At 70.7% G+C, this 25,936-nt stretch carries 21 protein-coding genes; 9 read left to right on the top strand and 12 right to left on the bottom strand.

Annotated elements, in window-relative coordinates:
* Positions 1-35: 35 nt before the first annotated feature.
* Both JYJ93_RS37585 and JYJ93_RS37580 read right to left on the bottom strand, forming a co-directional pair.
* Positions 36-269, bottom strand: coding sequence for a hypothetical protein (locus JYJ93_RS37585; protein ID WP_206799515.1), 234 nt, complete (start codon positions 267-269; stop codon positions 36-38).
* A gap of 328 nt (positions 270-597) precedes the next feature.
* A complete protein-coding gene (locus JYJ93_RS37580; RefSeq protein ID WP_206799513.1) occupies positions 598-2,367 on the bottom strand; it encodes an ABC transporter transmembrane domain-containing protein in 1,770 nt (589 codons plus the stop codon).
* Positions 2,368-2,484: 117 nt separating this feature from the next.
* Here JYJ93_RS37580 and JYJ93_RS37575 point away from each other — a divergent pair, with 117 nt between their 5' ends.
* Positions 2,485-3,333 (top strand): aldo/keto reductase, encoded by an 849-nt coding sequence (locus JYJ93_RS37575; protein WP_206799511.1) that lies wholly within the window; start codon positions 2,485-2,487, stop codon positions 3,331-3,333.
* Here the strand turns inward: JYJ93_RS37575 and kdsB are convergent.
* Positions 3,326-4,072, bottom strand: a complete 747-nt coding sequence (gene kdsB, locus JYJ93_RS37570) for a 3-deoxy-manno-octulosonate cytidylyltransferase (protein WP_206799509.1) — start codon at positions 4,070-4,072, stop codon at positions 3,326-3,328. The genes JYJ93_RS37575 and kdsB overlap by 8 nt on opposite strands.
* Positions 4,073-4,177: 105 nt before the next feature.
* Between kdsB and wecB the strand changes: the two genes are divergently transcribed.
* Together wecB and JYJ93_RS37560 are read left to right on the top strand one after the other, a co-directional pair.
* Positions 4,178-5,299 carry a UDP-N-acetylglucosamine 2-epimerase (non-hydrolyzing) gene (gene wecB / locus JYJ93_RS37565; protein ID WP_206800649.1) on the top strand — a complete coding sequence of 374 codons (1,122 nt, stop codon included), beginning with the start codon at positions 4,178-4,180 and terminating at the stop codon, positions 5,297-5,299.
* A 106-nt stretch (positions 5,300-5,405) separates the two neighbouring features.
* A complete protein-coding gene (locus tag JYJ93_RS37560; protein ID WP_206799508.1) occupies positions 5,406-6,407 on the top strand; it encodes an RluA family pseudouridine synthase in 1,002 nt (333 codons plus the stop codon).
* Here JYJ93_RS37560 and JYJ93_RS37555 read toward each other — a convergent pair.
* The 7 genes from JYJ93_RS37555 to purF form a co-directional block, all read right to left on the bottom strand.
* A complete protein-coding gene (locus tag JYJ93_RS37555; RefSeq protein ID WP_242544073.1) occupies positions 6,404-7,186 on the bottom strand; it encodes an alpha/beta hydrolase in 783 nt (260 codons plus the stop codon). The two genes, JYJ93_RS37560 and JYJ93_RS37555, sit on opposite strands and share 4 nt — an antisense overlap.
* 32 nt (positions 7,187-7,218) lie before the next feature.
* Complete coding sequence (locus tag JYJ93_RS37550) at positions 7,219-10,353, bottom strand: CusA/CzcA family heavy metal efflux RND transporter (protein ID WP_206799504.1); 3,135 nt, start codon at positions 10,351-10,353, stop codon at positions 7,219-7,221.
* Positions 10,354-10,365: 12 nt separating this feature from the next.
* Positions 10,366-11,559, bottom strand: coding sequence for an efflux RND transporter periplasmic adaptor subunit (locus JYJ93_RS37545; RefSeq protein ID WP_206799503.1), 1,194 nt, complete (start codon positions 11,557-11,559; stop codon positions 10,366-10,368).
* Between the two features lie 30 nt (positions 11,560-11,589).
* On the bottom strand, positions 11,590-12,915 hold the full coding sequence (locus JYJ93_RS37540) for a TolC family protein (protein ID WP_206799502.1): 1,326 nt from the start codon (positions 12,913-12,915) through the stop codon (positions 11,590-11,592).
* A gap of 157 nt (positions 12,916-13,072) precedes the next feature.
* Positions 13,073-14,440 (bottom strand): sigma-54 dependent transcriptional regulator, encoded by a 1,368-nt coding sequence (locus tag JYJ93_RS37535; RefSeq protein WP_206799501.1) that lies wholly within the window; start codon positions 14,438-14,440, stop codon positions 13,073-13,075.
* Entirely contained in the window at positions 14,437-16,095 is a 1,659-nt protein-coding gene (locus JYJ93_RS40900) for a sensor histidine kinase (protein ID WP_206799500.1), read from the bottom strand. Before JYJ93_RS40900 ends, JYJ93_RS37535 begins: the two co-directional genes overlap by 4 nt.
* A complete protein-coding gene (purF, locus tag JYJ93_RS37525) occupies positions 16,073-17,455 on the bottom strand; it encodes an amidophosphoribosyltransferase (protein WP_242544072.1) in 1,383 nt (460 codons plus the stop codon). The genes JYJ93_RS40900 and purF overlap by 23 nt, the downstream gene beginning before the upstream one ends.
* Before the next feature lie 166 nt (positions 17,456-17,621).
* Here purF and JYJ93_RS37520 point away from each other — a divergent pair, with 166 nt between their 5' ends.
* Both JYJ93_RS37520 and JYJ93_RS37515 read left to right on the top strand, forming a co-directional pair.
* Positions 17,622-18,938 (top strand): neutral/alkaline non-lysosomal ceramidase N-terminal domain-containing protein, encoded by a 1,317-nt coding sequence (locus JYJ93_RS37520; RefSeq protein WP_206799498.1) that lies wholly within the window; start codon positions 17,622-17,624, stop codon positions 18,936-18,938.
* Positions 18,939-19,076: 138 nt separating this feature from the next.
* Positions 19,077-19,934, top strand: coding sequence for a neutral zinc metallopeptidase (locus JYJ93_RS37515; RefSeq protein WP_206799497.1), 858 nt, complete (start codon positions 19,077-19,079; stop codon positions 19,932-19,934).
* A 9-nt stretch (positions 19,935-19,943) separates the two neighbouring features.
* Here the strand turns inward: JYJ93_RS37515 and JYJ93_RS37510 are convergent, their stop codons facing one another.
* Positions 19,944-20,372 carry a hypothetical protein gene (locus JYJ93_RS37510; RefSeq protein ID WP_206799496.1) on the bottom strand — a complete coding sequence of 143 codons (429 nt, stop codon included), beginning with the start codon at positions 20,370-20,372 and terminating at the stop codon, positions 19,944-19,946.
* Positions 20,373-20,724: 352 nt separating this feature from the next.
* On the opposite strand from JYJ93_RS37510, the gene JYJ93_RS37505 reads away from it, so the two are divergent.
* Positions 20,725-22,269 (top strand): parallel beta-helix domain-containing protein, encoded by a 1,545-nt coding sequence (locus JYJ93_RS37505; RefSeq protein WP_206799495.1) that lies wholly within the window; start codon positions 20,725-20,727, stop codon positions 22,267-22,269.
* A 39-nt stretch (positions 22,270-22,308) separates the two neighbouring features.
* Positions 22,309-23,535 (top strand): SO2930 family diheme c-type cytochrome, encoded by a 1,227-nt coding sequence (locus JYJ93_RS37500; RefSeq protein ID WP_269012992.1) that lies wholly within the window; start codon positions 22,309-22,311, stop codon positions 23,533-23,535.
* Positions 23,536-23,538: 3 nt separating this feature from the next.
* Here the strand turns inward: JYJ93_RS37500 and JYJ93_RS37495 are convergent, their stop codons facing one another.
* Complete coding sequence (locus tag JYJ93_RS37495; protein ID WP_206799492.1) at positions 23,539-24,825, bottom strand: dicarboxylate/amino acid:cation symporter; 1,287 nt, start codon at positions 24,823-24,825, stop codon at positions 23,539-23,541.
* Between the two features lie 160 nt (positions 24,826-24,985).
* On the opposite strand from JYJ93_RS37495, the gene JYJ93_RS37490 reads away from it, so the two are divergent.
* Both JYJ93_RS37490 and JYJ93_RS37485 read left to right on the top strand, forming a co-directional pair.
* Positions 24,986-25,177: a hypothetical protein gene (locus tag JYJ93_RS37490; RefSeq protein ID WP_206799491.1), complete on the top strand. Its 192-nt coding sequence runs from the start codon at positions 24,986-24,988 to the stop codon at positions 25,175-25,177.
* 24 nt (positions 25,178-25,201) lie between these two features.
* Positions 25,202-25,918, top strand: coding sequence for a S8/S53 family peptidase (locus JYJ93_RS37485; RefSeq protein ID WP_206799490.1), 717 nt, complete (start codon positions 25,202-25,204; stop codon positions 25,916-25,918).
* The last annotated feature ends 18 nt before the right edge of the window (positions 25,919-25,936 follow it).

Genomic DNA, 25,936 nt, shown 5'->3' with positions numbered 1-25,936 from the left:
ACGGCTGGCTGGCCCCGACCCGCGAGGTCAGCCCTTCACTGCCCGTCCCAACCGCCCGGACGGGCCACGGCGAACTGCTGGGCGGTGGGCTGGCCGACGCGGAAGTGGCGCAGGTCGCACCCCCGGCAACTCCAGCCTTCCCAGCCTTTCTTCACGACCTGGTGCAGGCAGGCGTCGTAGTTGGGACAAAAAAGATTGCGCTGGTCGTCCACCGTCTCTTCATCACGGAGGGCGGAGGGCAGAGGGATGGGGCACGGCGTGATGGACACGGCAGTTCTCCTGCGAGCGACCCCGATGGTCGTGGATGGTGCTTCCCCCCGGCGGCCACGAACCGGTGGGTGGACAGGACATTCCCGGTAGGGAGGGGGACGAAAAAAGTCGCCCCCGCCGGCAAAGGCGGGGGCGACTCGGTACCGCAGGCGTCACTTCCGCCGGGGACAACCCGCGTTAGCAGGCCACCGCGACGGAGGTGGACGCCTTGATCTTGCTGTCGTTCAAGGCATCACCTCCTTTCTTGCGGCAGCAGAGATAATGCGCGCCCCCATTTCCCGCCACGAAGAGCGGGAGGTGGGAGAAGCCCGTCCGGGGAACGAGCGTTCAGGCGGCGACGACCTGGCGCTCCACGAGGCGGCGGTACAGGCCGTCCTGCGTCATGAGGGTGGAGTGGGTGCCGCTCTGCACCACGCGGCCGTGCTCCATCACCAGCACGCGCTGGGCGTTGGCCACGGTGGACAGGCGGTGGGCGATGATGAGCGTGGTGCGGCCCTGCATCAGCCGGTCCAGGGCGTCCTTCACCAGGTGCTCGCTCTCCGAGTCCAGGGCGGACGTGGCTTCATCCAGGATGAGGATGCGCGGGTCCTTGAGCACGGCCCGCGCGATGGCCACGCGCTGCTTCTGGCCGCCGGACAGCTGCACGCCGCGCTCGCCCACCTCCGTGCGGTAGCCGTCCGGGAAGCGCTGGATGAACTCGTGCGCGTTCGCGGCGCGCGCCGCGGCCTCCACCTCCGCGTCGGTGGCGTCCGGGCGGCCGTAGCGGATGTTGTCCGCGATGGAGCAGGAGAAGAGCAGGGGCTCCTGGGCGACCATGCCCACGTGGCGCCGCAGCCAGCTGGGGTCCAGGGACTTCAGGGGGCGGCCGTCCAGGCGCAGCTCGCCCTGGAGCGGATCATAGAAACGGGACAGGAGGGCGGCGAGGGTGGACTTGCCGGCGCCGGAGGAGCCCACCACGGCGACGACCTCGCCCGCGTGGACGGTGAGGTCGATGCCCTGGAGCACCGGCACGTCCGGGCGCGTGGGGTAGGCGAAGTGCACGCCGCGCAGCTCCACGAGTCCTTCGACGGTGGTGGGGCGCTCGCCCTCGTTGGCGGGGATGGCGGGCGCGCGGTCCATCAATTCGAAGACGCGCTCGGCGGCGCCAGAGGCGCGCATGAAGTCCGCCCAGAGGTCCGCCAGCGAGCCCAGGGAGACGGCCACGAGCATCGTGTAGATGAGGAACGAGGTGAGGGCGCCCACGGACAGCTCGCCGTCCACCACCAGCCGGCCGCCGTACCAGAACACCACCACCGCGGCGATGTAGCCCGCGCTGGAGGCGCCTCCCATGAAGGCGGCGGACTGGCGCGCGCGGTTGCGGGCGACCTCGTAGGAGGTCTTCACGGCGTTGCCGTAGCGCGCCACCTCCGACGCCTCCGCCGCGAAGGAGCGCACGGTCCGCATGCCGGACAGGCTCTCCTCGGCGACCTCGCTGGCCTTGGCGAGCGCGTCCTGCACGTTGCGCGACAGCCCGCGCACGCGCCGGCCGTAGACCATGCCGCCCACGGCCACCACGGGCACGATGGCGAGCATGAGGAAGGTGAGCGAGGGCGAGGTGTAGAAGAGCAGCACGATGCCGCCCAGGGCCTGCACGGCGTTGCGCAGCCCCTGGGAGATGTTCGCGCTCACGGTGTTCTGGAGCACCGTGGTGTCGGAGGCGAGCCGGCTGGTGAGCTCTCCGGTGCGGCGCGTGTCGAAGAAGGCCACCTCCTGGTCCATGAGGCGCCGGAAGAAGTCATGGCGCAGGCGCATGACCACGCGCTCGCCAGCGTTGGTGAAGAGGTAGAAGCGCAGGGCGGTGGCCACGCCCTGGACCAGGAAGACGGCCAGCATGACGAGCGCGGCCTTATCGATGAGGCCGCGGTTCTTCGCGTTGAGGGCCTCGTCGATGAGGATTCGGACGCCCTGGGGGTAGACCAGGCTGGCGCCGCTGCTGATGAACAGGAAGACGGTGGCGACGAGCAGGGTGCCCAGTTCAGGGCGGGCGAGCGCCAGCAGGCGGCGCGCGGTGACCCCGGAGGCGCGGTGGGGTGTCGAAGCGGTGACGGAGGGAGGCACCGCTGGAGCCTACCGGACTGTCGGGGGACGTGCAGCCCGGACGGCGTCCGCAGGGCAGGGATGCAGGCGGGAGGCCTGGGTGGTATTTCATGACACGTTCCACGCGAGGAGGGGCCAATGGAGAAGCGCGTCTTTGGCAACACCGGGGTGGCGGTGCCCGTCATCGGACAGGGCACCTGGCAGATGGAGGACGACGACGCGGAAGCGGCCGTCCGGGCCCTGCGCGCCGGGCTGGACCTGGGGCTCACGCACCTGGACACCGCGGAGCTCTACGGGCAGGGGCGGGTGGAGGAGGAGCTGGTCTCGAAGGCCATCGAGGGCCGGCGCGACGAGGTGTACCTCGTCTCCAAGGTGATGCCGTCCAACGCGACGCGCCGGGGCACGGTGGCCGCCTGCGAGCGCAGCCTGAAGCGCCTGCGCACGGACCACCTGGACTGCTACCTGCTGCACTGGCCCGGTTCGCACCCGCTGGAGGGCACGGTGGAGGCCTTCGAGGAGCTGATGGCGGCCGGGAAGATCCGCTCCTGGGGGGTGAGCAACTTCGGGGTGGAGGACCTGGAGGAGGTGCTGGCCCTGGCGGGCAAGGGGCGCATCGCGTGCAACCAGGTGCTGTACCACCTGGAGGAGCGCGCCATCGAGCACGCGGTCCTCCCGTGGTGCGAGGCGCAGGGCGTGGCGGTGGTGGCCTACAGCCCCTTCGGCAACGGGCAGTTCCCGTCCCCCACCAGCGCGGGCGGCAAGGTGCTGGCGTCCATCGCGAAGGCGCACGGGGCGACGCCCTTCCAGGTGGCGCTCCAGTTCCTGGTGCGCCGGCCGTCGGTGTTCGCCATCCCCAAGGCGAGCAACGCGGCGCACGTGCGCGACAACGCGAGCGCGGCCTCGCTGAAGCTCACGGCGGAGGAGCTCCAGCGCATCGACGCGGCCTTCCCGAAGGGCGACGAGCCGGACGACCTGCCCGTCATCTGAGCGCGGCGCGCTCGCGCATCACGGCCTCCACGCGGGCCACGTCCTCCGGCACGTCCACCGCCACGGTGCGCCAGTTCACGCTGGCGCAGCGGATGCGCAGGCCGTTCTCCAGGGCGCGTAGCTGCTCCAGCTTCTCCGTCTCCTCCAGCGGGGTGGGGTTGAACGCGGCGAGCTGGAGCAGTGTGTCGCGCCGGTAGCCATAGAGCCCCAGGTGGGCCCAGCGGCGCACGGGTGTGCCGGGGTCGCGGGCGTGCGGCACCGCGGCGCGGCTGAAGTAGAGCGCGTCACCGTTGAGGGCGAGCACGGCCTTCACCACGTGGGGGTTGTCCACCTCCTCCGGGTCCAGGGGGCGCACCAGCGTGCCCATGTTCACGGCTTCGTCCTGGAAGAGGTCCGCGAGCACCTTGAGGGCGCCCGGGTCCACGAGCGGCTCATCCCCCTGCACGTTCACCCACACCGCCACGTCCGGGCGGGCACGGGCGACCTCCGCGATGCGGTCCGTGCCGGTGGGGCAGGCGGGGCTGGTCATCACCGCCTTGCCGCCGAAGCCCTCCACGACGTCGCGGATCCGCGCGTCGTCGGTGGCCACCCACACCTCGTCGAAGGCGCGGGCTTCCTGACAGCGGCGCCAGACGTGTTCGATCATCGGACGCCCGGCGATGAGGGCGAGCGGCTTGCCGGGGAAGCGGGTGCTGGCATGGCGGGCGGGGATGACGGCCACGGTGCGGGAGGCGGGCATGGGGCGGCATCTATCAGATTCAGGACGTCTCGCCGCGCCTGGGGAGGGGCTGGCGGGCGCCCACCACTGGCCAGAACTGGCGCCATGCCTAGCTTCCGGGGCGACATGAAGAAGGTCATCCACATCGTTGGCGCGCGTCCCAATTTCATGAAGGTGGCACCCATTCACCGGGCCATCTCCGCGCGTACGTCCCTGCGGCAGCTCGTCATCCACACCGGCCAGCACTACGACGCGAAGATGAGTGACGTCTTCTTCGCGGACCTGGGGCTGCCTCCGCCTGAAATCCACCTGGGCATCGGCTCCGGCAGCCATGCCGAGCAGACGGCGAAGATGATGGTGGAGATGGAGAAGGTGTTCCTCCAGGAGAAGCCGGACCTGGTCTCCGTGGTGGGCGACGTGAACAGCACCATCGCCGCGGCGCTCGTCACGTCCAAGCTGGCGATTCCGCTGTCCCACGTGGAGGCGGGCCTGCGCAGCTTCGAGCGGCACCAGCCGGAGGAGATCAACCGCGTCGTCACCGACCGGCTCTCCGACCTGCTGCTCACGCCGTCGCGCGACGCGGACGCGAACCTCCTGAAGGAGGGCATCGACCCGAAGCACATCCACCTGGTGGGCAACGTGATGATCGACTCGCTCCTGTCGTCCAAGGAGAAGGCCGACCAGCTGCCCACGCTGAAGAACCTGGGCCTGGAGCCCAGGGGCTACGTGGTGGCGACGCTGCACCGCCCGTCCAACGTGGACAACCCAAAGCTGCTGGCGGGCCTCTTGGGCGTGCTGATGGACGTGGCGAAGCAGCTGCCCGTCGTGTTCCCGGTGCACCCGCGCACGCGCAAGATGATTTCGGAGCAGGGCCTGGGCCCGAAGCTGGAGCAGACGCCGGGGCTCAAGCTGGTGGACCCCATGGGCTACCTGGAGTTCCTGTCCGTCACGTCGCAGGCGAAGCTGGTGATGACGGACTCGGGCGGCCTGCAGGAGGAGACCACCGCGCTGAACGTGCCGTGCCTCACCATGCGCGAGCAGACCGAGCGCCCCATCACCGTGGAGGTCGGCTCCAACGAGGTGGTGGGCACCGACCCGGCGCGCATCCGCGAGGCCGCGAACCGCGTGCTGGCCGGAGACTTCAAGAAGGGCCGCGTGCCGGAGCTGTGGGACGGCCGCACGGGCGAGCGCATCGCGGACCTCTACGCGCGCTTCCTGGGCGTGGAGACGAAGCGCGCCTTCGGGTGAGCGGACACGGTTCGTGAAGCAAACAGGCCGCCGGGTGCTCGCGTCTTCGTCGCGCGGGCCCGGGCGGCCTTCGTGTTTCGAAGCGTGGTAGAGCGTCGGGCTCGCCATGCGTGAAGACTCCGAGAGCGCTCCGGCCGTGCCCGACGGCTACGTGGACATCCCGTTCGTCGTGGAGCCGAACTACGCGGGGTGGCGGCTGGACCGGTACCTCTGCGAGAAGATCCGCCGCATGGATCTGGAGCGCGTGCGCGGCATCATCCTGCGCGGCGTCCTGTGCGACGAGTACCGGCTCAAGCCCTCCACGCCCGTGTACCCGGGGCTCACCTTCCGCATCCGCCGCCCCGCGAGCCAGGAGCCCGTGACGCCCACGGAGCTGCCCGTCGTCTTCTCCGATGACTGGCTGCTGGTGTTGGACAAGCCCGCGGGGCTGCCCATCCACCCCACCGCGCGCTACCACAAGGGCACGCTGGTGACGCTGCTGCGCGAGCGCTTCGGTGAGCGCTTCGCGGAGCCCGCGCACCGGCTGGACCGCGAGACGAGCGGCCTGGTCGTCTGCGGCCGCACCACCGAGTCCTGCCGTGTGCTGGGCGGGCTGTTCCTGTCGCGCGACGTGCACAAGGAGTACCTGGCGCTGTGCGAGGGCCAGCCCGCCGAGGACACCTTCGTCGTGGACGCGCCCATCGCGGAGGGGACGGACCTGATCCGCATCGCCGTGAGAATCGACCCGGTGGTGGGCAAGCCCAGCCGCACGCGCTTCCAGGTGCTCCAGCGCTTCACGCATGGCGGCGAGCCGTTCGCGCTGCTGCGCTGCTTTCCGGAGACGGGGCGGCAGCATCAGATCCGCGTCCACCTGCGTGAGGCGGGCTTTCCTCTCGTGGGCGACAAGATGTACGGGCCGGATCCGGGGTACTTCGACCGGTTCAGCAAGCACTCGCTGGAGCCGGAGGCGTGGGCCCGGCTGCGATTGCCGCGCCATGCGCTTCATGCGGAGCGCATCTCGTTCCCGCATCCGGGCACCGGGGAGACCGTCACCTTCGCGTCGCCGCTTCCCGAGGACTTGAAGGACTTCATCGCCGGGAAGGCTCCGGCAGCGAGTGGCGGCAGCTAAGCCAGCTCCCGCAGGAACGACGCGACTCGCTCCGCCAGACGCTCGGGTTGGTCATACGGGAGGCCGTGGCCGGCGTCCTGGAGCTCTTCGATTCGCACGCGTGGGTTGAGGCTCCGCAGCTCCGTCGCCATCTCGAACGTGACGACGGGGGCGCGGTCTCCAATGACGAGGAGGATGGGGACGTCCATCGCGCTCACCACGTCGCGATAGTCGGGGTTGGGCGGCGTGAGGACGTCGAAGGGTTCCAGGTGGGTCTTCAGTCGCGCCTCGGCGAGGAGCTCGATGAGCTCGGGTGAGCGATGCGGCTGCCAGGCGATGGCCTGTGCGACGAGGTCGGATTTGCTCAGGCCGAGCGCCTGACGGTGTTGCTCGGCGACGTCGCTGGCGTGCACCTCGCGTTGGCGCTCGGGGCTCAAGAACGTCGGGTCGACCAGGACGAGGCCGCGGAGGTCCGTCCCTCGGCTCGCCACCACGGCGGCCGTCATTCCGCCCATCGAGTGGCCCACCAGCACCGGACGCGAGAGCTCCAGGCCCTGGATGAGGCCCACGACGTCGCTTGCGTGATCGTCGTACCGGTAGCCGTGGGGCGGCGTGCTCGAATCGCCGTGCCCCCGGGCGTCGGGCATGACGACGTCGAATTCACCTTCGAGCACGCGCGCCACGGGCGTCCAGCAGGCTCCGCTTCCCATCAATCCATGGAGCAGGACGACCGGAGGCTTGTCACCTCCGGTCCGGAGGTAGTGGAGGTTGATGCCGTTCGCTTCGCTGACTCCACTCATCCAGGTCGTCATGGGGCTCCGTGAACGTTGCATCAGCCTGCCTTGCGGAGGTTCTTCGCTCCGGGCACCACGCGCAACAGCTGCGCGGGCATCCGGTCCACGACCTGCTCCGTGAAGCGGGCGAAGATGCGGAAGAGCACCGGCAGCAGCACCAGCGTCAGCGCGCAGGCGGAGATGGTTCCGGACACGATGACGATGGCCAGGGGCTTCTGCATCTCCGAGCCGATGCCGTTGCTCAAACACGCCGGCACCAGGCCCAGGGCCGCCAGCGCGGCGGTCATCAGCACCGGGCGCAGGCGTTCGCGGCTGCCGTGGAGGATGGCGTCGTCCAGTGACTCTCCGGCTTCCCTCCGCTCCGCGATGGCGCTCATCACCAGCACGCCGTTGAGCGCCGCCTGGCCGATGAGCGCGATGAAGCCCACCGCCGCCGCCACGCTCAGCGGCATGCCCGCCCAGTACAGGCCGAACACGCCGCCCATCAGCGCGAAGGGCACGTTGAGCAGCGTCACCACCGCGCGGCCGAAGGAGTTGAATGCCTTGAAGAGCAGCAGCAGCGTGAGCACCAGCGCCACCGGCAGCACGGTGAGGAGCCGGTCCATCGCGCGCTCCTTGCTCTCGAACTCGCCGCCCCATTCGACGCTCATTCCGGTGGGAGGCGGGGCCTCCTTCTGGAGCAGCGCCTGCGCGTCCTTCACGAAGGAGCCCAGGTCCCGGCCTCGCACGTTCATGCGCACGCCGATGTAGCGCCGGCCGTTCTCGCGGTTGATGGAGGCGCGGCCGAAGCCCGTCTTCACCGTGGCCAGCTCGCTCAGCGGCACCAGCACGCCGCCCTCCACGGGCACCCGCAGGCGGGAGAGCTTCTCCACGTCGTCGCGGCTGGACATGGGCAGGCGCATCACCACGTCGAAGCGGCGCTCGCCCTCCCAGAATTCGCTGAGCGGACGGCCGCCCACGGCCGTCTGGAAGACGTGCTGGAAGTCTCCCAGCGACATGCCGTGGCGGGCCAGGGCCACGCGGTCCGGGGTCACCTGGATGCTGGGCACTTCACCGCTCTTCACGATGCCCAGGTCCGCGACGCCGTCCACCCGGGACAGCGTGCGCTTCACCTTCTGCGAATACTCCTGGAGCACCTGGAGGTCGTCGCCGAAGAGCTTCACCGCGAGCTGGCCCTGCTGGCCGCTGATGCTCTCGTTCACGTTGTCGCCGATGGGCTGGCTGAAGCTCACCTCCATGCCCGGCACCTCCGACACGGCGCGCTGGAGGACCTCCAGCACGTCGTCCAGCTTCGGCGTGCTCTTGGGCCACTCGGCGGGTGGCTTGAGCTTCACGAAGAACTCCAGGTTGTTGGTGAGCTTCGCGTCGGTGCCGTCCTCCGGGCGGCCCAGTTGGCTGAGCACCCCGTCCACCTGCGGCGCCTGGCGCAGCAGGCCTTCGATTCTCGGCACCAGCTTGCGGCCCTCCGACAGGGAGATGTTCGAGGGCATGGTGAAGGTCAGGTAGAGGCTGCCTTCGTTGAGCGCCGGGAGGAACTCGCTGCCCATGCGCGGGACGAGCACCCCCGCGAAGAGCAGGCCCGCCGTACACACCGCGACCACGGTGGCCGGGTGCTTGAGGCTCCAGGCCAGCACGGGGCCGTAGGCCTTGTCCGCGGCTCGCAGCACCGGGGACTCCTTGTGCTTCACCGGCTTGCGGTAGACGAACGACGCCAGCACCGGGATGAGCGTGACGGAGAAGACGAGCGCGCCCAGGAGCGCCGCCACCACCGTGTTCGCCATGGGCGCGAAGATGCGGCCCTCCACCCGCTGCAACATGAAGATGGGCAGGTACGCCGCGATGATGATGAGCAGCGAGAACACCGTGGGGCGCACCACCGCCTTCGTCGCGCGTTGGATGCGCTCAAGCGGGGTTTCGCCCTCGTACTGGTGGCCGGACATGCGCGCCAGGATGCTCTCGATGATGACCACGCCTCCGTCCACGATGACGCCGAAGTCCACCGCGCCCATGGACAGGAGGTTGGCCGACATGCCGCGCATCTTCAGGTAGATGAACGACGCCAGCAGCGAGAGGGGAATCAGGACGCCCACGACGATGGCGGCCCGCAGGTCCAACAGGAAGATGAAGAGGACCAGCGTGACGAGCAGCGCGCCCTCCAGCAGGTTGTGGCCCACCGTGCGCAACGTCGTGTTCACCAGGTCCGTGCGATCGTAGAACGGATCGATGTGCGCGTCTTCCGTCTGGAGGCGGCTGTTCACCGCGGCCACCGCTTCGCGCACGCGGGAGAGCACGACGGAGGGGTTCTCTCCGCGGCGCATCAGCACGATGCCCTGCACCACGTCACCGTCTCCGTCCCGGCTGACCACGCCCTGGCGGGGGGACCAGCCCTCGTTCACGTCCGCCACGTCCTTGAGGAACACTGGCGTGCCTTCGTGCGTGGCCACCCGCACGTCTCGGATGTCTTCGAGCGAGCGGAAGAGGCCCTCGCTGCGGATGACGAACTGTTCGGAGCCCCGCTCCAGCACGCCGCCGCTCGCGTTCTCCGAGCCGTCCTTCAGCGCGTCCTCCACGTCGTCCAGCGTGAGGCCGAACGCGGCGAGCCTCGCGGGGTCGGGCTGGATGTGGATCTCCTTGAGCAGGCCTCCGTAGCTGACGACGTCCGCGACGCCGTCCACCCGCAGGAGGCCCGGCCGCACCACCCAGTCCTGGAGGGTGCGCAGCTTCATGGGGTCGCCCTTCGCGCCCTTCAGCGTGTAGCGATAGATTTCACCGATGGGCGTGGCCAGCGGGCCCAGCGAGGGCGTGAGGCCCGCGGGCAGCTCCGCGTCTCTCAGGCGCTCCAGCACCTGGGCCCGGGCGAAGAGCACGTCGGTGTTGTCGTTGAAGCTCAGCGTCACGAAGGACAGGCCGAACATGGAGAGGTTGCGCAGGCGCGTCAGGCCCGGGATGCCGTTGAGGGCGCGCTCCAGCGGGAGGCCAATCTGGCGCTCCACCTCTTCGGACGGCTGGCCCGGGTAGAGGGTGATGACGTTGACCTGCGTGTCGGTGGGATCCGGGAAGGCTTCCACGGTGAGGTCGGTGAAGCAGAACCAGCCCCAGATGGCGGTGAGCAGCGTGAGGAACACCACCGCCGCGCGGTTCTTCAGGCTGAAGTCGACGAGCTTTTCGAACATGGGTGTCTCCGGTCAGTCCGCCAGTTCGATCTGGTTCTCCAGGAGCAGCGCGCCCCGGGCGACGAACCGGTCTCCGGAGGCGAGGCCTCCGCGCAGCTCCACCTCGCCGTCGCGGCGGCGGCCCGGCGTCACGGCGACGCGCTCCAGGCGGTTCGAGTCACGGGCGACGAAGACCACCGAGCGCGCTCCATCCGTCACCACCGCGCTGTCCGGGACGCGCACGCGCTTGACGCCTTCGGGCGCCGTGGGCGTCACCTCCACGAAGGCGTTGGGGCGGAAGCGGCGGTCGTTGTTGGGGACCCGCACGCGCACCTCCACGGTGTGGCGCAGCGGATCCACCACCTCGGAGACGCGGTCCACCTTGCCGGCGCGGACGATGCCGTCTCGCGTGGTGACGGTGACGTCCTGGCCGGGGGACATGTCCAGCGCGTCCGCTTCCTGGAGGTCCGCGACGACCATGACCTGATCCAGGTCGGAGAGGCGCACGAGCGGCCTGTCGCGGTCCGGCGTCACCTCCTGGCTGGCCACCAGGTCCAGGTCCACCACCGTGCCGGAGCGCGGGGCCGTCACCCAGAAGAGGTTCTCGCCTCGGGAGGACACGCGGAGGCTGCCTTGCTTCGCCCTGGCGGCCTCCAGGGAGAGCTCGGCCTGACGCAGCTCCGTTTGCGCGGCGAGGAGCTCCTTCTCCGGTGCGGCGCGCAGGGCGACCAGCTCCTTGAGGCGGTCCGCGTTGCGGCGCTTCTCCGCGAGCTCTGCTTCCGCGCCGCGCTGTTCACGCACGAGCTCCGCGAAGGCTCCAGAGCGCACGCTGAAGAGGTCGTCGCCCTGCTTCACCCGGTCGCCGGGACGCACGCGGACTTCTTCCACTCGGCCCGAGAGCGGGGCTCCCACGGACGCGGTGCGCGCCTCGTCGAACTGCACTCGCGCGGGGGAGGGGAGCGGGGTGAGGGCGCTGCCCTCGGTGGCCACGGCGAGCTGCACGTAGTGCCACTGCGGTGCGTCGTCTGGCAGGTGCACCGTTTCACCCTTCACGGTGGGCCCGCTGATGGCGGTCTCGCTCTCCGCGATGGAGGCGGTGGGAGACAGCACGTAGAGCAGCACGCCGGTGCCCAGCAGGCCCGCTCCGGCGAAGGCCACCCAGACCGGGGCGCGGCGTGAGGAGGTGTTGGTGGACGTCGGGGCGGCGGAGGTGTCGGGGGAGTTCATGGACTGGGGGCTTTCAGGAGAGGGGGAGGGTCAGGCGCGGGGGTTGATCAGCGTGTCCGGTGCGCGGGGACCGGCGGCGCTGACTCGGGCGATGGCGATGGTGAGCTGGTAGGCGGTCTGATCCAGGTCGGCCGCGTGCAGCACCAGCTCGCCGTAGGTCCGGCGCGCGAGGAGCAGGTCCTGCAACGCCGCGCCTCCGGCCTTCACCGCCGCATCCAGGCGCTGCACCACGCCTTCGGCCAGCGGCAGTGTCTGGGTGTGGAGCTTCTGACGGCGCTCCTGCACGGCTCGCAGTTGCTGGTTCAGCAGGTCCGTCTCTCGCGAGGCCTGGGCCGTGAGCAGCTCTCGCGCGGCCTTCGCGGCCCCGGCGCTCGCGCTGGCGGCGTGCGCGTCCGCCTGCCCGTGGTCGAAGAGTGGGAGCGGAATCGACAGGCCCACGAAGAGGGAGTTCTGCTGGTTGCCGGAGATCATGAACTGGTCCCGCGTGTAGCCGGCTCGCACCGTCGGATCCGGGATCCAGCGGCGCTTCGCCAGCGTCAGCGAGGACCGCGCGGAGTCCTCCTGCGCGCTCAGGGCCCGCAGGTCCGGCCTTGTTTCGATGGCGGTGGGAGCGGGCGCCTGGTCGAGCCTCTTCTGGAGGAAGGACATCGCCCGCTCCTGGCTTCCGAACGGCTCACACGGGATGCCCGCGAGCCGCGCGCAGGCGAGCAGCGCGTCCGTGAGCTTCACGCGCTCCTCCCCCAGCGTCGTCTCCAGCGCCTGCGCCTCCAGCGTGGAGCGGTCCACGTCCAGGCCCGCCGCGTCGCCGTGCTGCTGCCTGGCGCGTTGCAGGTCCGTGAGCTTCAGCGCGTCATCGGTGAGCTTCGTCAGCTCCGCGATGCGCACCTCCGTGGTGGCCACCTCCGCCGCCCGCTCCAGCACGTCGTACGTGCGGGCCCTCAGCGCGGCGTGCACGTCCAGCGTGGTTGCGGACAGCGCCGCCTTCGCCGCGTCCTGACGCGGGCCCCGCTTGCCCAGCTCCACCAGCTCCGACACGCCCACGACGTAGTTGGGCACGTCATCCAGGCGGCGCAGGCCCGGCGGGTTCGTGGCGCCAATGGGGATGGTGTTCATCGACACGTCCAGCTCCGGGTTGGGCAGCAGGTGCGTGCGCTGGTGATCCGCTCGCGACGCCGCGAGGCGCGCGCGGTCGTCCGCGAAGTCCGCGGCGTGCTCCCAGAGGAGCTCCGCCAGACCGTCGTCGTCCGGCAGGGTGGAGAGCAGCAGCGTGGCGGAGGAGGTGGGGTGCTGCTCGGCACCGGCGGTGAGACCGAGCAGGGTGCCCAGGGCGATGAGAGCGGGGAGGGAACGGCGCAAGCGGCAGGCTCCGGTGAGAATCCGGAGGAGCCCCATCGCAAGCCGTGTGCCCGGCCTGGCCCCAGCAAATCCGCGCGGATGCGGCGCCGCGCGACTTCAAAATCCTTTCAGCGCCCGCGACTTCAAAATCCTTTCATCGCCGGCACTGCAAATCGCTTCAGGTGTCGCCCAGGCGCTTGAGGAAGGTCGGATACGACAACCCGAGCGCCTTCGCCGCCTCCATGCGCCGGCCGCCCAGCCGCTCCAGGACCCAGCGCACGTAGGCCTGCTCCAGGTCCTCCATGGGCACGGGCTCCGTCACGCTGAAGGCCCCCGGCGCCACCGAGGCCGGGGCCTCCACCTTCACGGCGGCGCTCACGGAGGGCGTGCCGCCAAGCACCTCCAGCTCCAGCTCCGGCCCGGGCTCCAGCACCAGCGCCCGCTCCAGGATGTTGCGCAGCTCGCGCACGTTGCCCGGGAACGCATAGGCCCCGAGCCTCGCGCGGGCCTTCGCGCCCAGGCTGACGTCGCGCCGGCCCAGCTCGCGGCCCAGGTCCGCGAGCATCCCTTCCGCCAGGGGGAGGACGTCCTCGCGCCGCTTGCGCAGCGGGGGGATGTCGATGCGGAACACGCCCAGGCGGAACCAGAGGTCCTCGCGGAAGTTGCCGCCCGACATCTGCTTGGGCAGGTCCCGGTTGGTGGCGGCCACGATGCGCGCGGTGCTCGTCTGCTCCGTGGTGCCGCCCAGCCGGCGGAACCTCCCCGAGTCCAGGAACGTCAGCAGCTTCGCCTGGAGCGGCAGCGGCAGTTCGCCCACTTCGTCCAGGAAGAGCACGCCGCCATGGGCCACCTCCACCAGCCCGCGCCTCGCGGTGCGCGCGTCCGTGAAGGCGCCCTTCTCGTGGCCGAACAGCTCGCTCTCCACCGTCTGCTCGGGCAGCGCCGCGCAGTTGATGTGCACGAAGGGCGCGCCCCCGTCCTTCGACGCGAGCGCGTGCAGGTGCCGCGCGAGCTGCTCCTTGCCCACGCCCGTTTCACCCAGCAGCAGCACCGGGCTTCGCGGCGACGCGGCGATGCGCTCCAGCATCGCGAACACCCGCTGCATGGCGGCGGACGTGGGCGGCACCAGCCGGCGGCGGCCGGACAGCTCCGCCTCCGCCGTCTCCAGGCGGTCCCTCAGGCGGCTCGCGTCCACGGCCCGGCGCGCGCGCAGCACCAGGTCCGCCAGCTCCACGGGCTTGGCCAGGTAGTCCACCGCGCCCGCCCGCACCGCGTCCACCGCGCTGGCGATGTCTCCGTGCGCCGTCACCATCACCACCGCCACGCCGGGCGCGTGCGCCTTCAGCTCCGGCAGGAACGCGAGCCCGTCTCCATCCGGCAGGCGGCGGTCCAGCACCAACAGCACGGGTGTGGCCTTCGCCAGCGACGCGCGGGCTTCGTGCAGCGAATGCGCCACCGTGAGGCTGAAGCCCTCGCGCTGCAGCGCCACCGCCGCGATGGAGGAGAAGGCGCGGTCGTCGTCCACGAGGAGGGCGGGGAGGCTCATGACCGGGGCACTCGGGGAAGGTGGAGGAGGAAGCGGCTGCCGTCGGGGAGGCGCTCGAAGGTGAGCTCTCCGCCCTGATGCTCCAGCGCCTGGCGCGTCATGGCCAGCCCCAGGCCGATGCCCTTGGGCTTGGAGGTGTGGAAGGGCTCGAAGAGGTGGCCTTCCACCTCCGGCGGCGGCCCACCCCCGTTGTCCTCCACCGTCACCACCGCGGCGTCCGCGTCCAGGCGGGCCCGCACGCGCACCTGGGGCTCGGCCACCTTGCCCAGGTCCTTGGCCGCCACCGTGGCCTCCATCGCGTTGCGCACCAGGTTGTCCAGCGCGGTGGTGAGGAGCAGCGGGTCGCAGGACAGGGGCGCCGCGTCCGGGGGCACGTCCACGTCCACGCGCACCTCGGCCGCCTCCGGCAATGAGCGCAGGCCCTCCACCACGTCGCGCACGAGCCTGGACAGGTCCACGTCCACGCGGCGCACGACGGGTGGCTTGCCGAAGTGGAGCAGCGACGTGGCCAGGTGCGCCAGCCGGTCGATCTGCCCGTGCAGCGTGCGCACCACGAGCCCGCCTTCGCCTTCGGGAGAGACGAGGCCGGTGGCGGCCTTGAGGCCGTTGAGGGAGTTCTTCACCTCGTGCGCGATGAGGCTGGCGGCGCTGCCCAGCGCGGCCATCTTCTCCTGCCGGGCCGAGCGCGCTTCGACCTCGCGGAACAGGCCGTAGACGCGGCGCCAGTGGACGGTGAAGAGCACCAGCGTGCCCACCTGGAGCAGCGCCAGCACCAGCAACTGCACGAGGAAGCGGTCGCGCAGCCCGGACAGGAGCGCGGTCTCGTCCGCGGCGAGCACCAGGTGCAGCCCCGTGCCGGGCACGGGCGTGGCGGTGAGGAAGGTCTCCGGCATCGCGTCCAGCGACGGAGGGCGGACGCCCTCGCGGATGAAGTCGCGCAGCTCCCCGGACGCGCGCGACACGTTGGCCCACGAGGGCGGCGCGCTCGGCAGGAAGAGGTCTCCGGAGGCGTTGAGGACGAGCAGCTCCAGGTCGTCGCTCAGGGGCCGGCCGCCCGGCAGCGCCGTGCCCGTGTCCAGCAGGCCCGCGAGCACCGCCGTGGTCTGTCCCTCGCGCACCACCGGCACCGCGACGACGAAGAGGGACGCGCCCGGGGCGATGGCGTCCACCACGGACGTCTGGCGCGCGAGCACCTGCTGGAACCAGGGGCGCGTGACGAAGCCGCCGCCGGCTTGTGCCTCATCGAGCGGCGGGTCGCTCCAGCGCAGCTTGCCCTGCGCGTCCAGCACCATCACGCCCGCGTGGAAGAGGCCCGCGCGCGGCGTGGTGAGGTCCTGGAGGTCCTCGGTGGGCAGCTCGCGCTTCACGTCCGGGCCCACGCCCTCGGACACGCGCAAGAGCTCCGTCTGGAGCAGCTTCAGGTGCAGGCCCAGCGCCTCCGCGTAGACGCGGGCCTCGCGCGTCATGCGGGACTGGAACTCCGCGCGGGCTCCGGCGACGTCACTGCGGTAGGAGAGCAGCGGCCCCGCGACGGCGACCGCGCCCAACAACACCAGGCCCGCGACGACGGAGCGGACGAACTGCCGCTCCGCCTGGGCGAGCCCGGGCCGGCCGGAAGGCGCGGCTGGCGTCTCAGGCGCTGAGCTTGGTGGCACCCGCGCTCTGGGACAGCTTGTCGGTGAGGTACTGCCCGGAGAAGCACGCGGTGCAGTAGGTGCTCCGCTTCGGGTCCTCCACCGCGGTGCCCAGGCCCTCCAGCGACAGGTAGCCCAGGGAGTCCGCCGTCACGTACTTCGCGATCTCCTCCGTGGTGTGGCTGGCCGCGATGAGCTCCGTGCGGCTGGGCGTGTCGATGCCGTAGTAGCAGGGCCACTGCGTGGGCGGCGACGAGATGCGCAGGTGCACCTCCACGGCGCCCGCGGCCTTGAGCATCTTCACGATCTTCCGGCTGGTGGTGCCGCGCACGATGGAGTCGTCCACCACCACCACGCGCTTGCCCTTGAGCACCTGGCGCACGGCGGACAGCTTCAGCTTCACGCCGAAGTGACGGATGGACTGCTGCGGCTCGATGAAGGTGCGGCCCACGTAGTGGCTGCGGATGAGGCCCACGTCGTAGGGGATGCCGCTCGCCTGCGAGAAGCCGATGGCCGCGGGCACGCCCGAGTCCGGCACCGCGATGACCAGGTCCGCTTCCGCGGGCTGCTCGCGCGCCAGCTGCACGCCCAGGCGCTTGCGCACCTCGTACACGCTGCTGCCGAAGAGCACCGAGTCCGGCTTGGCGAAGTAGACGTGCTCGAAGATGCAGCGGCCCAGCCGCGCCGCGGGCTTGAAGGGCATGCTGGTGCGCAGCACGCCGTTCTCGATGACGACCAGCTCGCCGGGCTCCAGCTCGCGGACGATCTCCGCTTCGATGAGGTCCAGCGCCGTCGTCTCGCTGGCGAGCACGTACGCGCCTTCCTTCATCTTGCCCAGCACCAGCGGCCGGAAGCCGTTGGGGTCGCGCACCGCGATGAGCTTGTCCTCGGTGAGCAGCAGGATGCTGTAAGCGCCCTCCACCCGGCGCAGCGCCTCCACGAGGCGGGCCTCGAAGGTGGGCTGCTTGGAGCGGGCGAGGAGGTGCATCACCACCTCCGTGTCCGCGTCCGACTGGAACAGCGCGCCCTCCGACTCCAGCTCCGCCTTGAGCTCCGTCGCGTTCACGAGGTTGCCGTTGTGCGCGATGGAGAACTGGCCGCCCGCGTAGTTCACGAACAGGGGCTGGGCGTTCTTGATGCCGCTGCCACCCGCCGTGCTGTAGCGCACGTGGCCGATGGCCGCCTTGCCCGGGAGTCCTTCAATCACCGGGGCGGTGAAGATGTCGGCCACCAGGCCCATCTGCCGGTGCGCGCGCAGGGTGTGCCCGTCGGACGCGACGATTCCGGCGGACTCCTGTCCGCGGTGCTGCAGGGCGTGCAACCCCAGGTACGTCAGGTTGGACGCCTCTCCGTGACCCACGATTCCGAAGATGCCGCACATGGCGCGCTGCCTTACCCCTTTCGACCGCGAAGCGGAACAGGAACGCACGCCTTGAAGGTGGGTATTCCACCATCAGCCGACGTCGGCCCTTGTAGGCCAGGCAAGGTGCCGTTGCCCGAAAGGTAGGAGCCGCCTGGAAGCGCCGAGGGGGTACGCTGCCCCCGGCATGTCCTCTTCCCGGCGCTCCTTCCTCCGCCCCTTGCTGCCCTTCGCCTTGCTAACGGCCGGGGCCGCCTACGCGCTTGCCTCCTGGAACTGGTGTGGGAGGTGGGAGGAGCGCACGCCCGAGGTGCTGTCTCAGGTGCGTGGCGAAGGCCCCCTGCGAGCGGGCGCGGCGAAGGTGGCCCTCTCCCCACCCTATCCGGTGGTGGTGGCGGGCTACGTCCCACCCCGGCCCGAGGCGAGCCAGGCCGAGCTCCCCCTCCATGCGAGGGCCCTGGTGCTGGAGGCCGGCGGCGCGCGCGTGGGCGTGGTGTCGCTGGAGCTGCTGCTGGTGACGCCGGAAATCACGGCGCGGGTGCGCGAGCGCGCCGCGAAGGCCGGGGTGAAGGACGTGCTGGTGGTGGCCACGCACACGCACTCCTCGTTTGGCGGCTACGACGCGAGGTGGGCGGCCCAGCTCTCCGGCACGGGGCGCTACCGGGAGGCGTCCGTGAACGCGGTGGTGGAGGGCGCGAGCGAGGCGCTGGAGAAGGCCGCGGCCTCCATGAAGGACGTGACACTGGAGGTGGGCGGCGCCGCGGACGCGGGGCTCGTCTATTCCCGCTCCGGTGGAGAGGTCCCGGACGGACAGCTCACGCGGGCGGTGTTGCGAGGGGCGGAGGGAAACGTGGCGGAGGTGCTGGTGTTCGCCGGGCACGCCACGCTCATTCCCCGGCAGCGGGCGCTGGTGGACCCGGACTACCCGGGCCGGCTGAGCGCGCTGCGCGAGGAGGCGGGCAGCGGCGTCACGCTGTTCGTGCAGGGCAGCGAAGGCAACGCGTCCGTGGCCTTCACCGAGGGCCAGGGCCCCGAGCGCGCCCTGGGCTTCGCGCGCAAGCTGTCCGCGCTGGCGGATGGCGCGACCCCGGCGTCCGTGACGGGGCCGGTGCGGCTGGCGTTCGCGCGCGTCCAGACGGCGCTACCCCGGCCGGACTCGTCGCGGCTGGTGCCCGCCTTCACGCGCGCGGCGGGGGACAACTTCCTGTGCGGTTCGTCGCCTCGGGAGGCGGAGGTGGACGCGCTGGCGCTCGGGCCCCTGGAGCTCCTGTCCATCCCGGGCGAGCCCACCGTGGACGCGGGGCGGGCGCTGGCGGGCCTCACCGGGGCCACGCACGTGCTGGGGCTCGCCAACGGCTATGTGGGCTACCTGGACACGCCGGAGAAGGTGAAGGCGGGGCAGGGGGAGTCCCGGCGTCAGTACTTCGGTCCCGTCCTCCTGGAGCGCCTGGGGACGGCCGCGCGCGTGGCCTCCGACTCCGCGGGCTTCTCTCCGGGCAGCTAGACACGGCGAAGGCCCGTCCGCCTGCCTGCCCCACGGGTCTCCTGCCATCCGGTCGCACCGGGGCCGCCCCGTCGCTGAAGGAGGGCCCGCTGCCTACCTTGGTCCTCGGATCGTCTTCGCGAAACAAAGGGGCACGGGATGAGGTGGGAAGGCGGACGTCGCAGCTCGAACATCGAGGATCGGCGGGGCGGTGGCTTCGGACGCCCGCTCGCGGTGGGCGGTGGCGCCGCGTCGCTGGTGGTCGCCCTGCTGGTGATGCTGTTGGGTGGTGACCCGTCCGACGTGCAGATCGGCACGCGCACCTCGCCGTATTCGCAGCCGGGCACGGGCGGCTCCGGGAACGTGGATCCCCGGCAGGAGGAGCTGAAGGACTTCGCCTCCGTCGTGCTCGCGGACACCGAGGACACCTGGCCCGGCCTGCTGGAGCCCCAGGGCGTGCGCTACGTGCAGCCGCGCCTGGTGCTCTTCACGGACGCGGTGCAGTCCGCGTGCGGCGCGCAGGAGAGCGCGGTGGGGCCCTTCTATTGTCCGGGCGACCAGAAGGTGTACCTGGACCTGAGCTTCTTCGACGAGCTGGAGAGCCGCTTCGGCGCGCCGGGTGACTTCGGCCGCGCGTACGTCATCGCGCATGAGGTGGGCCACCACGTGCAGAACCTGCTGGGCGTCTCCCGCAAGGTGCAGTCGCTGCGCAACCGCACGAGCGAGGAGCAGGCCAACCAGCTCTCCGTGCTGACGGAGCTCCAGGCGGACTGCTTCGCCGGCATCTGGGCCCACCACGCGCAGAAGGAGCGCAACATCCTGGAGCAGGGCGACGTGGAGGAGGGCCTGGGCGCCGCCAGCGCCGTGGGCGACGACACCCTCCAGAAGCGGGCCCGGGGCTACGTCGTCCCGGAGTCCTTCACCCATGGCTCCGCCGCGCAGCGCATGACCTGGTTCAAGCGCGGCCTGGAGCAGGGGACGCTGGAGGCGTGCGACACCTTCAACGCCCGGCGGTAGCCCCCGCGTTCAGCGGTGGGGCAGCGGCCGCTGCTGGGTCCCCACGAGCGGCTGCTGGAGCTGGTACGTCCCATTCAGCGGCTGCCGCAACTGGTAGCTGCCGTTGAGCGGCTGCTGGAGCTGGTAGGCGCCGATGAGCGGTTGCTGGAGCTGATAGCTGCCGATGAGCGGCTGCTCGAGCTGATACGCACCGGCCATCGGCTGTTCGAGCTGATACGAGCCGGCGGGCGGCTGCTGGAGCTGATACGCCCCGGCGGGCGGCTGATAATAGTAATTGTCCCAGAAGGTGTTGGCGCCGGGGTCGCTTGTCAGTGATTGCCGGTCATCCGGGTTCTGCGAGTCATTGACCTCCGGGCCGGTCAGCGCTTCGTCCTGCTGCGCCAGGACCGGGCCTGACGCGAGCGCCACCACCAGGGTCACCAGGGGGCCAGTGCGCATGGGCGTCCTCGTTCTTTCCGTCGCGGGAGAGGGGAACCGCGCCGCGACCTCCTTCTCAAGATGACCGCGTGAGTCGGCCCTGGGGAGCACGGCGCCCGCGCCCCCCCGCCTGTCCGGGGGCCTGTCATGGGGCCGTGCGTCATTCGCATTCCGAACACATTGCGGACGATAGGCTTACCGCGTGCACGTGCTTTTTTGAGCAGGGCTGAAGGGGCGCTGCGTCAAAACACAAACGTGAAACTTGTGCTTGTCGTCAGTGTGTCTTTGCTCCGAGCATGCCGCCTTCCCGCTGCTTCGCGGGCCGCGGGCGCTTCCCCGTGGCCCATGCGGAGCGGCCTCGCGGAGGAACGACATGCCCCGTTTGCAGTGGACCCGCGCTACGCGCGCGACCGTTCTGGCCCTGGTGGGGGCCCTCTCGCTGACCGCCTGCTCGGATGACGATGACAACACGCCGGACTCGGGCGTGAAAGTGGACGCGGGTACGAACACGGACGCGGGCACGAACACGGACGCGGGCAGTGACGCGGGGAGCGTGGACACGGGCATCCCCTGGGACGGCGGCAGCGCGGGCGACTTCTCCTGCGAGGGCAAGACCCAGGCGACGCTGAACTTCGCGCCGGGCCAGGAGGAGGAGCTCCAGGACCAGGTGAACACGATGGCCGAGTGCACCACCATCAACCTGGCGGCGGGCACGTACACCTTCGACAACGCCATCACCATCCGCCAGAACGGCATCACGCTGGTGGGCGCGGGCAAGGGCACCAAGGGCGAGGGCACGGGCGGTGCGCAGAGTACGGTGCTGGTGTTCACCAACGCCGCGGCGAACTCCAACGGCCTGGACGTGGTGGGCAACCGCTTCACGGTGAGCGACCTGGCGGTGTGGAACGCGAAGAAGGACGCCATCCGCGTGGAGTCCTCCACCGACGTCGTCATGCGCCGCGTGCGCACGGAGTGGGCGGAGGCCGACAAGGAGAGCAACGGCAAGTACGGCCTGTACCCGGTGAAGTCCAAGTACGTCCTCATCGAGGACTGCGAGGCGTACAACGCCGCGGACGCGGGCATCTACGTGGGCCAGACGGAGTACGCCGTCGTGCGCAACAGCGTGGCGAAGCAGAACGTGGCGGGCATCGAGATTGAGAACACGAAGTACGCCTACGTGCTGGGCAACACGGCCCAGGACAACACCACGGGCCTGGTGGTGTTCGACCTGCCGGGCAACCCCATCATGGGCACCGACATCCGGGTGAAGAACAACATCATCACCGGCAACAACCGGAACAACTTCGCCTCCGTCGCGAACAGCAGCAGCACGGTGTCGCAGGTGCCGGCGGGCACGGGCACGTTCATGCTGGCGTCGCGCCGCGTGGAGCTGACGGGGAACACCTGGGGCAACAACAACACGGTGGACGTGGCGGTGCTGAGCGGCCTCACCATCGAGCCCAACGACAAGCTGTGGGAGGCGGGCGGCTTCAACTTCGCCAGCTCCGACATCTACATCCACGACAACACCTTCCAGGGTGGCAGCGGCGACGACGTGGACAACGGCAACCTGAGCCCGCAGCTGCGGCCCCTGGGCGCGGCCCTGGCGGCGCTCTACACCTATGGTGAGCAGCAGGGCGCGAAGGGCGTGGAGCACCTGGTGTGGGACGGCGTGGACCCCTACGGCCACGCCCGCACGGAGCTGAACCCCATCAACATCTGCTTCGCCAACAACATGCTGCCCTCGGGCACGGGCAACGCCATCGCGGACCTGGACCTGGTGGCGGCGGGCGCCCTCGCGGCCCAGGGCAACTTCGCGGGCGGGTGGGCCCTCACGCGGCACTACCCGGCCAACAAGGCGGAGTTCAACTGCCCGGGCTTCACCCCCGCGCTGACGATTGGCGACTTCATCCAGTAACCGCGGTCAGGGAGCGTGACACCCATGTGGACGCCGTTCGTGAGCCCCCGTCTCTCCGTGGTGCTGCTGGCGCTGTCGCTGGCGGCCTGCGGTTCCTCCGACCCGGAAAACCCCGGGCCCACACCCGACTCGGGGACCTCCGTGCCGGATGCTGGAACGGGGGACGCGGGGGTTCCGGACGCGGGTGAGCCGGACGCGGGCCTGGATGCCGGAACGGGGGACGCGGGCGTTCCGGACGCGGGCCCCGAGGACGCGGGGGCTCCGCTGGCCATCCCCAACGCGCTGTCGGGCTTCGGGCTGTTCACCGGAAGCCCGGCGGACGGGGGGCTGGTGCCGGTGGAGGGCAACGTGCCCTACACCCTGTCCACGCCGCTGTTCTCCGACTACGCGGTCAAGTCACGCACCCTCTACATCCCCCCCGGCAAGACGGCGCACTACGCCCCCGTGGACGCGCTGGACCTGCCGGTGGGGACGCTCATCACCAAGACGTTCGCCTTCCCGGCGGACCTGCGGCAGCCGGACCAGGACGTGCGGGTCATCGAGACGCGCGTCCTGGTGCACCAGCCCTCCGGCTGGGAGGCGTGGCCGTACGTCTGGAACGCGGAGCAGACGGAGGCCACGCTGGCCACCGGCGGCCGCGCGCGCGACGTGACGTTCATCGACTCGGAGGGGGAGACCCGGTCGTTCCGGTACTCGGTCCCCTCCAAGAATCAGTGCCAGCAGTGCCACCACCTGGTGGACGGCACGGGGGCGCAGGTGATGCACCCCATTGGCGTGAAGGCGCGCTACCTGCACCGCACGAACACCTACGGCGGCGTGGAGCGCGACCAGTTGGAGTACCTGGCGTCGCTGGGCAAGCTGGACGGGCTGCCCGCGCAGGCGGAGCTGCCGAAGGCGCCGGACGCGTTCGACCCGCAGTCAGCGAGCCTGGACACGCGGGCGCGCACCTACCTGGACATCAACTGCGCGCATTGCCACAACCCGAAGGGCACGGCGGGCATCACCAGCCAGCTGTTCCTCAACTTCGACAACACCAGCCTGTTCAGCCTGGGCGAGTGCAAGCGCCCCGGCTCCGCGGGCGCGGGCGTGGGCGGCGAGTTCGACATCGTCCCCGGCAAGCACGACGAGTCCATCCTCTGGTACCGGCTGCACACGGAGGAGTCCGGCAAGATGATGCCGCAGATTGGCCGCACGATTCACCACGCGGAGGGCGCGCAGCTCATCGCGGATTGGATCGACCAGATGCCCGCCAAGACCTGCAAGTAGCGCTCAGGCGGCCGGCGACGGGGGCTGGGGCTCTTCCTCCAGCCCCACGTTGCTGGACCCTCGGTTGTAGACGGCCAGGTCCAGCAGGCCCTCTTCACGGGCCACCAGGACGGGCACCAGCATCTGGCCGGTGACGTTGGTGAGGGTGCGCATCATGTCCAGCACCCGGTCGATGGCCAGCAGGTAGCCCAGCCCCTCCAGGGGCAGCCCCGCGGCGCTGAGGACGACGGTGGTCATCACCACCGCCGTACCGGGCACGCCCGCGGTGCCGAAGCTGCCCAGCACGGACGCCAGCAGGATGATGAAGAGCTGGGGCGCGGACAGCGTCAGGCCGAAGTACTGGGCAATGAAGAGCGACGTCATCGCCGGGTAGATGGCGCCGCAGCCGTCCATCTTGATGCTGGCGCCCAGGGGCACCGCGAACGCGGCGTAGTCCCGGTCGACGCCCAGGTTGTGGGTGACGCTGCGCAAGGCCACCGGCATGGACGCGAAGCTGGAGGAGCTGACGAACGCCACCTGCATGCCCGGCGCGGCGCCCCGGAAGAAGCGCAGCGGGTTGAGCCCGTGCGCCGCGAGCAGCCCGCCGTACACGAAGACGATGTGCACCGCGCACGCGAGGTACAGCGTGAGGACGAAGGTGCCCAGGGGCAGGAGCCGCTCGAAGCCGTAGGTGCCCACCAGCGCGGCGATGAGGCCGAAGGTGCCCAGCGGCGTCAGCTCCAGCACGAAGCGGGTGACCTGGATCATGGCCTCGCTGGCCTCGCCCACGAGCGTGCGCAGCCGCGCGGTGCGCTCCCCCAGCTTCACCAGCGCGAAGCCCAGCAGGCCCGCGAAGAAGATGACCTGGAGCATCTTGCCCTCCGCCAGCGCGGCGAAGGGGTTGGTGGGGACGACGTCCAGCAGCACCTGCACGGGGCCGGGCACCTGCCGGGGCTTGAAGTCGCTGGCCGCCTGGAGCGTGCCCACGCCCACGCCCGGCTTCGTGAGGGCGGCGGTGCCCAGGCCCACGCCCACGGCCAGCGCGGCGGTGACGGCGAACCAGAGGAAGGTGCGGCCGCCCAGCGCCGCCACGCTCTTCTGGCCGCGCAGCGCGGACACCGCGTGGATGACGGCGAAGAACACCAGCGGGATGGCGATCATCCGGATCAGCTGGACGTAGAGCGTGCCCAGCGGCTGGAGCCACACGCCGGCCTTGTCACCCAGCGCCCACCCCGCGAGCGCGCCCAGCACGAAGGCGCCCAGCACGCGCTGCCAGAAGGGGATGCGGAACCAGCGGGCCCAGAGCTTCATCGCGAGACACCTCTCACTGCGTGGACCCGCGGACCCTAACCCCCTCGGGGGTCCGGCGCCGCGTTCCGCTCCGAGGGACGCCCCACATCATTGCGACCCGCCCCCCGGCCCCCTAGGCTCCTGCCTGCTTTCCCCCCAATCCCGTGCCAGGAGTGCTCCCTTGAAATTCACGAGCAAGGACGTGTCGAAGCTGCTGGAGGACGTGAGCGGGTCCGAGGACCTCATCGGCCACGCCTGCGCCACGTCGTACCTCAACGGCCAGCACTACACCTGGAGCGGTACCCAGTGGGTGGGCACCTACTTCCCGGTGCTCAAGTATCCGGTGGGCGAGGACTCCAGCAGTTCCTGCTAGCCGGTGTCGCAAGGCCCTGCCCCCATGAAGGTCGCCATCGTGGACAGCGGAGTGTCGGTGGGCTTCCTTCGCGGGGCGGGGCTGTCGCTCGCCGGGGCCGCGAGCTTCACGGTGGACCGGGAGGCGCGGCGCCTGGAGTCCCGCGTCCACTCGCGTGAGGAGCTGGCGGCCTGGCGCGGCGGCGGCGCCGTGCTGGAGGACCTGGAGGATGCGCACGGCCACGGCACCGCGGTGCTGAGCATCCTGCTGGAGCAGGGCCGCCGTCCCGGTGCCGACGTGGAGTGGTACGTCGCGCGCGTGCTGGATGGCCGGATGCGCGGCGATTCGCTGGGCCTGCTGGAAGCGCTGGAGTGGCTGACGCGGGACGTGCGGCCGGACCTCATCAACCTGAGCCTGGGCACCGTGGGCCGCGCCTTCGAGGCGCCCCTCACCGCGCTGCTGGACCGCGCGGTGGAGCAGGGCAGCCTGGTGCTCTGCTCCGCGGGCCCCGTGTCGGGCCTGCCGTCCGGGCTGCCGTCGGTGGTGACGGTGGCGGACACGGCCATGGCCCACGCGCTGCGCAAGGGCGACATCGTGGACCACGTCGAGGCCTCGACCACGGTGCGGCTGTATGCGGACGGCGCCTGGGGCGAGCGCCCCATCACGAGCAGCTATGCCTGCGCGCTCGCCGCGGCGCGGGTGCTGCGCGAGGGCTGTCCCGCCGGATGGCGGCGCGTCACCGCGTCACAGCGGACGCGGTGACGGCGCTTTCCGGGTGAA

It is taken from the genome of Corallococcus sp. NCSPR001 (genome assembly GCF_017309135.1).
Classification (GTDB): Bacteria; Myxococcota; Myxococcia; order Myxococcales; family Myxococcaceae; genus Corallococcus.
The sequence above is the reverse complement of the archived record's forward strand: the minus strand, read 5'-3'. Positions and strand labels throughout refer to the sequence as shown.

Bases quoted from the DNA above. Each gene is read 5' to 3' on its own strand.
- JYJ93_RS37515 (WP_206799497.1), top strand. From the start codon at position 19,077: ATGAGGTGGGAAGGCGGACGTCGCAGCTCGAACATCGAGGATCGGCGG.
- kdsB (WP_206799509.1), bottom strand. From the start codon at position 4,072: ATGCCCGCCTCCCGCACCGTGGCCGTCATCCCCGCCCGCCATGCCAGC.
- wecB (WP_206800649.1), top strand. From the start codon at position 4,178: ATGAAGAAGGTCATCCACATCGTTGGCGCGCGTCCCAATTTCATGAAG.
- JYJ93_RS37535 (WP_206799501.1), bottom strand. From the start codon at position 14,440: ATGAGCCTCCCCGCCCTCCTCGTGGACGACGACCGCGCCTTCTCCTCC.
- JYJ93_RS37575 (WP_206799511.1), top strand. From the start codon at position 2,485: ATGGAGAAGCGCGTCTTTGGCAACACCGGGGTGGCGGTGCCCGTCATC.
- JYJ93_RS37555 (WP_242544073.1), bottom strand. From the start codon at position 7,186: ATGAGTGGAGTCAGCGAAGCGAACGGCATCAACCTCCACTACCTCCGG.
- JYJ93_RS37545 (WP_206799503.1), bottom strand. From the start codon at position 11,559: ATGAACTCCCCCGACACCTCCGCCGCCCCGACGTCCACCAACACCTCC.
- purF (WP_242544072.1), bottom strand. From the start codon at position 17,455: ATGTGCGGCATCTTCGGAATCGTGGGTCACGGAGAGGCGTCCAACCTG.
- JYJ93_RS37485 (WP_206799490.1), top strand. From the start codon at position 25,202: ATGAAGGTCGCCATCGTGGACAGCGGAGTGTCGGTGGGCTTCCTTCGC.
- JYJ93_RS37520 (WP_206799498.1), top strand. From the start codon at position 17,622: ATGTCCTCTTCCCGGCGCTCCTTCCTCCGCCCCTTGCTGCCCTTCGCC.
- JYJ93_RS37495 (WP_206799492.1), bottom strand. From the start codon at position 24,825: ATGAAGCTCTGGGCCCGCTGGTTCCGCATCCCCTTCTGGCAGCGCGTG.
- JYJ93_RS37560 (WP_206799508.1), top strand. From the start codon at position 5,406: ATGCGTGAAGACTCCGAGAGCGCTCCGGCCGTGCCCGACGGCTACGTG.
- JYJ93_RS37505 (WP_206799495.1), top strand. From the start codon at position 20,725: ATGCCCCGTTTGCAGTGGACCCGCGCTACGCGCGCGACCGTTCTGGCC.
- JYJ93_RS37510 (WP_206799496.1), bottom strand. From the start codon at position 20,372: ATGCGCACTGGCCCCCTGGTGACCCTGGTGGTGGCGCTCGCGTCAGGC.
- JYJ93_RS37550 (WP_206799504.1), bottom strand. From the start codon at position 10,353: ATGTTCGAAAAGCTCGTCGACTTCAGCCTGAAGAACCGCGCGGCGGTG.